This window comes from Oleiphilus sp. HI0067, from assembly GCF_001635735.1.
Map to the genome: position 1 here is coordinate 1 of NZ_LWFI01001468.1, position 655 is coordinate 655.

The following is a 655-nucleotide window of genomic DNA, read 5'->3' on the forward strand; positions in this document are numbered from 1 at the left end:
ATGGAAATTTATACCGCCGCTGTCGACGAAAAGCTAAACGACAAAGGATATATATTACCCGGGCTTGGCGATGCAGGAGACAAGATCTTCGGGACCCAGTAGCAACAACTCACCCTAAACATAGCGAAAAGGAAGATTCACGATGTCAGATGAAAATGCATTCAGCCCAAAGACTGCGCTAATTGGCGCACAAATGCTGTTCGTTGCCTTCGGCGCCCTCGTTCTTGTCCCCTTACTTACAGGGTTAGATAGTAACGTTGCTCTATTTACTGCGGGTGTTGGCACGCTCATCTTTCAACTTATAACTAAGCGCAGCATTCCGATTTTTCTCGCTTCCAGCTTTGCCTTTATCGGCCCTATTATTTATGGCATCCAGACATGGGGCATAGCCTCAACGATGGGCGGACTAATGGCCGCAGGTTGCGTATATATTTTGCTCTCGGGCATTGTTGCGTGGCGCGGAACCGAGATCATCGAACGCGTCTTGCCGCCGATTGTTGTCGGCCCGGTTATCGTTGTAATTGGTTTAAGCCTTGCACCAGTCGCTGTGAATATGGCACTCGGTAAAACGGGTGACGGTTCAGCAGAGCTAGTCAACCAGAACACTGCCATTCTTATCTCAATGAGCGCATTGCTTGTTACCGCCATTGCATCT

The 655-nt window shown here is 49.0% G+C and carries 2 protein-coding genes; both read left to right on the forward strand.

Annotated elements, in window-relative coordinates; translation table 11 throughout:
* A partial coding sequence (locus tag A3739_RS28370; protein WP_304440306.1) for a uracil phosphoribosyltransferase occupies positions 1-102 on the forward strand: 102 nt, incomplete at its 5' end.
* A 40-nt stretch (positions 103-142) separates the two neighbouring features.
* On the forward strand, positions 143-655 hold a 513-nt coding region (locus A3739_RS23900; protein WP_304440305.1), incomplete at its 3' end, for a solute carrier family 23 protein.